At 65.3% G+C, this 6,992-nt stretch carries 7 protein-coding genes; 1 reads left to right on the forward strand and 6 read right to left on the reverse strand.

Annotated features, from left to right (window positions below; genetic code table 11):
* From Q7T64_RS17465 to Q7T64_RS17485, 5 genes are all read right to left on the reverse strand, one after another.
* A partial coding sequence (locus tag Q7T64_RS17465) for a xanthine dehydrogenase family protein molybdopterin-binding subunit (protein WP_304798447.1) occupies positions 1–1,934 on the reverse strand: 1,934 nt, incomplete at its 3' end.
* Entirely contained in the window at positions 1,931–2,434 is a 504-nt protein-coding gene (locus Q7T64_RS17470; protein ID WP_304798451.1) for a (2Fe-2S)-binding protein, read from the reverse strand. The genes Q7T64_RS17465 and Q7T64_RS17470, both read right to left, overlap by 4 nt.
* The gene (locus Q7T64_RS17475; protein WP_304798456.1) at positions 2,431–3,267 is read right to left on the reverse strand and encodes a xanthine dehydrogenase family protein subunit M; all 837 of its coding nucleotides are present in this window, start codon (positions 3,265–3,267) and stop codon (positions 2,431–2,433) included. Before Q7T64_RS17475 ends, Q7T64_RS17470 begins: the two co-directional genes overlap by 4 nt.
* 54 nt (positions 3,268–3,321) lie before the next feature.
* Positions 3,322–4,113, reverse strand: a complete 792-nt coding sequence (locus Q7T64_RS17480) for an alpha/beta fold hydrolase (RefSeq protein ID WP_304798459.1) — start codon at positions 4,111–4,113, stop codon at positions 3,322–3,324.
* Entirely contained in the window at positions 4,110–5,309 is a 1,200-nt protein-coding gene (locus Q7T64_RS17485) for an FAD-dependent monooxygenase (protein ID WP_304798462.1), read from the reverse strand. The genes Q7T64_RS17480 and Q7T64_RS17485 overlap by 4 nt, the downstream gene beginning before the upstream one ends.
* Before the next feature lie 113 nt (positions 5,310–5,422).
* Between Q7T64_RS17485 and Q7T64_RS17490 the strand changes: the two genes are divergently transcribed.
* Positions 5,423–6,337 (forward strand): LysR family transcriptional regulator, encoded by a 915-nt coding sequence (locus tag Q7T64_RS17490; RefSeq protein WP_304798465.1) that lies wholly within the window; start codon positions 5,423–5,425, stop codon positions 6,335–6,337.
* Between the two features lie 88 nt (positions 6,338–6,425).
* Here Q7T64_RS17490 and Q7T64_RS17495 read toward each other — a convergent pair.
* Positions 6,426–6,992 (reverse strand): class II aldolase/adducin family protein (locus Q7T64_RS17495; protein ID WP_304798468.1); only part of this gene is annotated, 567 nt, incomplete at its 5' end.

The raw sequence follows: 6,992 nt of genomic DNA on the forward strand, positions 1-6,992 counted from the left end.
AACAGTTGCACGTCGCCGGTGTCGGGGTCGACTTCCAGCTCGCACACCACTGAGCCGGTCGGATGGGCCGGCATGCGGCCGGTGAATTCGGCGCTGGCCGACAGCGTGGCTTTTGCATCCCCCGTAAGCGCTGCCATCTGCGCGGCCAATGCAAATAATCCGATGCGCCGGTCGCCGGCCGCATTGCTCCATGCGCCGTCGGCGTAATGCAAGCTGGCTGCATCGACCTCCAGCGCCTGCGCTGCCAGCGCCCTACCCTGCTCGATGATGCGGTCACAAGCCTCGACCAGCAAGGCGCCGCCAATGCGCATGCTGCGGTCCGAGTGCGAGCCGCCACCCAGCGGAATCATTGCGGTGTCGCCCGTGTGCAGGCGCATTGCAGTCACCGGTACGCCAAGTCGCGCTGCAAGCACCTGGGCGAAAGTCGTCGCATGCCCCTGCCCCTGGCTCTGCGTGCCCGACAGGATGTCGATCGTGCCCTCGGGCAGCACATTCAACAAGATGCGTTCGCGCGGCGCCCCGACCGGCGCCTCGATGTAATTGGCGACGCCAATGCCGCGCAACTTGCCCTGGCTGCGCGACTGTTCGCGCCGCTGTGCAAAACCGGTCCAGTCGGCCAGCGCCAGCGCGCGTTCCATATTGCCCGTGAAATCGCCACTGTCATACGTCAGGCCCATTGCGCTGCGGTAGGGAAACTGGTCGCGACGCACAAGATTGCGACGCCGGATCTCGACCCGGTCCAGGCCCAGCTCGTGCGCGGCAATGTCCAGCACCCGCTCCATCACATGATTGGCTTCGGGCCGGCCAGCGCCGCGGTAGGGCGCGGTCGGCACGGTATTGGTCAGCACCGCATTGACCTGCACCGCGGCGACCGGCACGTGGTACACGGTGCTCATGATGCGCGTGCCATTGGACATCGGCACATACGACACGGTATGCGCGCCGACATTGCCGGTCCAGGCGTTGCTGATCGCCAGTATCCGGCCGTCGCTGGCAAAGGCGACGGCGGCATCGATAACCTGGTCGCGGCCCTGGTAATCGCTGAGGAAGGATTCGCTGCGCTCGCCAGTCCATTTCACCGGCCGGCCAAGCTGGCGCGCAGCCCACACGACGGCGAGCTGCTCCACATACAGCATGGTGCGCGAGCCAAAGCCGCCGCCGACATCCGGACAGATCACGCGCACCTTGTCAGGCGCTGCGCCAAGCGCACCGAGCAGGCACATCTTCAGCCGGTGCGAACCCTGGCTGCCGGAAACCAGCGTATGCAAGCCGGTGGCAGCGTCAAAGTCGCCGATGGCGGCACGCGGCTCCATCTGGCAATTGACTACGCGGCTATTGCGAAAGCGTCGTCGCACGACGTGGTGCGCCTGGTCAATGATCCGCTGCGCCGCTGCCTGGTCTCCGACCCGGGCCTGGAAGCAGAGGTTGCCGGGTGCGCCATCCCATAGTTGCGGCGCTCCCGGCGCCATGGCATCGCAGGCGTCGACGACGGCGTCCAGCAATTGGTATTCGATGGCGATCAGCTCGGCCGCATCGCGCGCCTGCGCCACCGTTTCGGCGATCACCATGGCCACGGCTTCGCCGACGTGACGTACGCGCTCCACTGCCAGCGGCAAATGCGGCTGGTTGAAAATGCTGCCGGTCAGCGAAACCGGAAAGGCGGGCCGGGTGAACTCCACCGCATCCACCGGCATCGGTACATGCGGTATGCCATGCAAACCGGCGGCGATATAGTCCGGCCCGGTCAGCACCGCCAGCACACCCGGCGCAGCGCGCGCGGCGGCGGTGTCAATGCCGACGATGCTGGCGTGTGCGTGTGGCGAGCGCAGGAACACCGCGTAAGCCTGTCCTGGCAGGTTGATGTCGTCGGTATAGCGGCCCTGGCCCATGACCAGGCGGCGGTCTTCCAGCCGGGGCAGCGCCTGGCCGATCATGCTCGCGCTCCGTTGGCAGTGGCGGCCAGTTCTGGATAGATCGCCAGCGCTGCATGGCGTACGGCGGCGATGATATTGACATAGCCGGTGCAACGGCAGATGTTGCCTTCCAGCGCAGTCTGGATGCTGGCATCGTCAAGCGCTGCCGGCCGTTCGCGCAGGAAATACGCCACTGCCATGATCATGCCCGGCGTACAAAATCCGCATTGCAGGCCGTGGCATTGGATGAATGCCTGCTGCACCGGATGCAGGACATCGCCGCAGGCCAGTCCTTCCACCGTGGTCACCGCGCCGCCGCTGGCCTGTACCGCCAGCACGGTGCAGGACTTGACCGCCGCGCCATCGAGCAGCACGGTGCAGGCGCCGCACTGGCTGGTGTCGCAGCCGACATGGGTGCCGGTCAGGCCGAGTTCGCGCCGCAACAAGTCGACCAGCAACAGCCGCGGTTCGACAGTGCGGGAAACCGCCTGGCCATTTACCTGTAGTTCGATTTCCGTCATGACGCGGTACCTGGTTGTGCGCGTTGCGCCGCCAAAGGCTGCGCCAGTGCGGCCACGGCGCGGCGCGTCATCGTTTCCACCAGGCTGGCGCGCCAGGCGGCCGGCGCCTGCGGTTCATCCAGCATGCCATCGGGATCGACATGCAAACCGTGCAAGGCGTCAATGCTGCAATGGTGCTGGAGAGCTTGCTCTGCTTGCCGCCAGCGGAATACACCCGGTCCGGCGCCGGTGACGGCCACCCGCACCACACTACCCCACTGCGCGATGAACACGCCCGCAAGCGCATACCCGGAGGCAGCATGCCGGTACTTGGCATAAGCGGCGCGCTGCGGCACCGGAAACGACAGCGCGGTCACGATTTCTCCGGGCTGCAACAGGGTTTCAAAGATGCCGCAGAAAAACTCATCGGCGTCGATCCGGCGCCGGTCGGTGATGACGGTAGCGCCCAGGCCGAGTACCGCTGCCGGGTAGTCAGCGGCAGGATCGTTGTTGGCCACCGAGCCGCCGATGGTGCCGCGATTGCGCACCTGCGGGTCGGCGATCAATCCTGCCAGTTGGCACAGCGCAGGAATCGCCGCGCCGACCAGTGCCGAACTGGCGACCTCGGCATGCCGTGTGGCCGCACCGATCAGCAGGTGATCCCCTGCCATGCGCACACCCTGCAATTCCGGCAAGCGGGTCAGGTCCACCAGGTGCGAGGGCGCGGCCATCCGCAGTTTCATGGCTGGCAGCAGTGTCATGCCGCCCGACAAGGCCCGTGCGTCCGGATTCTGGCGCAGGACCTCCGTGGCCTGGACCAAGGTATCGGGCCTGATGTACTCGAACGCGATCACGCTGGCTCTTTCAAGTCGGGTTTCACATGGACCTTGCGTCTGCTTCGCCAACGCTCATGCCGGCGCCCTGGCAGCCAGGTAGTGCGCAGCTGCTGCTGCAAAAGCCAGCGGCGTCTCGTTCATCGGATAGTGGCCGGCATTGGCAATCGTCTCCAGCGTCGCATTCGGGTACCAGGCCAACCAGGTGCTGGCCATCAGGCCGGCCGTCAGTGACGGGTCATGCTCGCCCACCATCACCCGCACCGGCGTGGTGTTGCCGGCAATCTCTTCGGCGAAGCCGCGCGTGCCCCATTCGGCCAGGTAGGCGGCGAATGCCTGCTGTGTTGAATTTTCCCAGGAGTGGCGCGCCATTTGCCGGACCCAGCGCGCAGGCAGGCGGCTCCCGGTAGAAAAGTTGATGATGAATTCGCGCTTGCCGATATCGTCGATGGCACTGGTGAACAAGGGTAGGCGTTGCGCGTCCATGCGCGCGCCGCAGGCGGGCACCGCCGTCACGGCCAGCATCCGCTCCACCCGTTCGGGCGCGGCCAGTAACACGCGCTGCATCGCCATGCCGCCCATCGAGTGGCCCACCAGCGAAAACCGCTGCCATCCGAGCGCGTCTGCCAGGCGCAGTACGTCGCTGGCGACTTCTTCAAAGGTGAACGCGCCTTGCAGATGGCGTGAACGGCCATAGCCCCGATAGTCAAAAAACACCCAGCTTTCCGCTTCGGTATCGATGCATTCGACCATCGGGGTCCACGCATCCGCGCAGCCGAACCAGCCAGACAAGACAATGATCCGCGCCGGCCCGTTGCCGACCTGGAGATAGCCATTCACCGGTATCGCAGCCCGATCCGCGCTCAAATCGCCACCTCGTCGACGTTGTAGCTGAACAGCCAGTCGTAGCGCTCGCGCACTTTCGGCTCGGCCCATTCACGATCGACATAGTCTGCCGCGCCCTCTGCCGACGCCAGCGCCGGGTTATGGAAGCGGCGTCCGTTCTCGGTCGAACGCAAGACGATGCGGGTAGTACGCTCGATCCGGGCGGCTTCATACTTGCCCAGCGCCAGGGACAGGTCATCCTGGTATTTTTCAACGCAGCGCGCCAGGATGTAGCCGTCTTCCAGCGCCATCGCCGCGCCCTGTGCCAGGAATGGCAAGGTCGGATGGCAGGCGTCGCCCAGCATCGTCACGCGGCCTTCGCTCCATTGCTGTAGCGGCTCGCGCCCCATCAGCGCCCATTTGAATGGCGTATCGATATGGTCGATCAAGGTATGCACGTCCTCGTGCCAGCCCTTGAAGTGCCCGTGGCATTCTTCATGCGTGCCCTGCTGGGTCCATGACTCGACTTGCCAATCGTCGCGTTCGATGATGCCGACGAAATTCATCAGCTCGCCGCCGCGCAGCGGGTAATGGATCACATGCGCGCCAGGGCCGACCCAGTTGGTGCCGACTGCGCGCCGCAAGTGCACCGGCAGGCGCGCCATCGGCATCACGCCGCGCCACGCCAGGCAACCGGAAAAAACGGGTTTGTCCGGGCCCACCAGTTGCGAGCGAAGCTGCGAATGCACGCCGTCGGCGCCAATCAGCACGTCGCCATCGAAAGTGCGGCCGTCGGCCAGCTGCAGCTGTACGCCATCTGCTGACTGCCGGAAGCCGCTGCAACTGGCGCCGAGCAGGATGGCGTCGGCCTTGATGGCGCGTACCGCGTCAGCCAGCACGCGGTGCAAATCGGGCCGGTACAACAGGAAATACGAGTAACCGTATTGCGCTACAGAATGGGCGCCAAGGTCGAACAGCTTCCAGGTCTGGCCGCTGTTCCAGAGCCGGATTTCCTTGCCATCGGCTTCGCAAGCCACCGCGCGCAGGGCCTCGCCCACGCCAAGCCGGTACAGCACGCGCAAGGCGTTGGCGCTCAGTTGCAGGCCGGCGCCGACATCCCGCAATTCCGGCGCCTGTTCGAAAACCTGGACGTCGACGCCGCGCCTGAGCAGGGCCAGCGCAGCCGTCAGGCCGCCAATGCCGCCGCCGGCGATCAATACTTTGGTTGGTTTTTTCATGTGTTTCCCGGATCTGGTGGCGCGGCCCGCAGGCAGTGCGAGCGCGTCACATTTAACCGCATTCGGATCAAGAATATAATCGACTTTATTTTGTAAATTAAGAAGCCAAACGGATGAATATTTCGCAACGCCAGTTGCAGGCTTTCCTCGACATTGCGCGCCTGGGCAGTTTTACCCGCGCTGCAGAGCGGCTGCACATTACCCAGTCCGGCCTGAGCGCAATGACGCGCGACCTGGAAAAGCAACTGGACTGCCGTCTGTTCGACCGCACCACCCGCTCGGTGGCGCTGACGCCGGCCGGCGCGCAACTGGTGCCGGTCGCCGCCCGCGTGCTGGCGGAACTGGAAGCGGTGTCCGACTCGATCAATCGCATCTCGACCCGCGCCCGCCAGATCCTGACGGTCGGCGCCACGCCATTCATTGCTTCGGACGTGCTGCCGCTGGCCAGCGCCAGTTTCCAGCTGCAGCAGCCGCAAATCAGCTTGCGCATCCGCGACCTGGGACGCCAGCAGATACAGGACGATGTCGCCAACGGCACGCTGGACGTCGGTTTCGGCGCATTCTTCAAGCCGGCGTCGGGACTGGAACGTATCGCCTTGGCGGACTTCCCGCTGGCCCTGGTCTGTCCCGTCGATCGCGACGGCGAGCCACGGCGTCGCGCCCGGCGCATCAAATGGTCGGACTTGCGCGACATGCCGCTGATCGGCCTGTCGCCGGACAATCCGGTGCAGCAATTTATCGAAGAGCACTTGCGCCGCGCCGGACGCGCCAATGAAGAGCGGCCTGCCTACGAAAACATCCAGACCGTTCTGGCGATGGTGGAGGCCGGGTCCGGCGTCGCCGTGCTGCCCGCCTTCGTCGCGCCGGCCTGCACCCGCTATGCGGTGCAATTGTTCATCCTGAGCGAACCTGAAGTGCCGCTCTGCTTCTACCAGATCACGAAGAAAGGTCGCGTCACGCCGGACGGCACGGCTGCGCTGGCCACGGCGCTGACCGCGGCACTCAGGCAAAAGCCCGCGCCGCGCTGAGCCGCTGGCCACTGCGCCGCCATGCACGCAGCGCTCTTCTACTGGATGACCTGCCGGTGGCGCGGCCCGCGGCCCACCGGCTGCAAGCTCACTCACGCAAGTCGGGCTGTTCCGCCAGGACCTTGTCCATCAGCGGCTGCAGGCCAAACCATCCGGCGCGTGGCGACCCGACCTGCCGGCAAGCAAGCGTGGCGGTGGCGTCGTCGATTTCGACCGGCTGACCAGCGCTCCAGGCCAACAGGGTCTGCTCGAACGCGCGCTCCATGCGCATGAACCAGAACACCGCCGCTTCCACCGACTGTCCTACCGTGAAGTGACCGTGGTTGCGGCAGATCAGCGCCTTGTGCGGACCCAGCGCCTGGGCGATCAGTTCGCCTTCGGATAATTCGCCGGCAACGCCGCCATACGCTTGCAGCACCGCATGGTCCTTGTAAAAGGCGCAAGACTCTTGCGTGTACGCCGGCAGCATCTTGCCCAGCGACGAAAAGGTGGTGCCAAAACGGGAATGGGAGTGCGCCGCCGCAACCACATCCGGCCGTGCTGCATGGATGCGCGAATGGATCGCGAATGCCGCCGCATTCACCGAATGCCGGCCTTCGACAATCCTGCCGTCATGGTCCACCAGCACCAGGTCCGATACCCGGATCCGGCTGAA

The sequence above is a fragment of the Lacisediminimonas sp. genome, assembly GCF_030645335.1.
In the GTDB taxonomy this organism is placed as follows: domain Bacteria; phylum Pseudomonadota; class Gammaproteobacteria; order Burkholderiales; family Burkholderiaceae_D; genus Lacisediminimonas.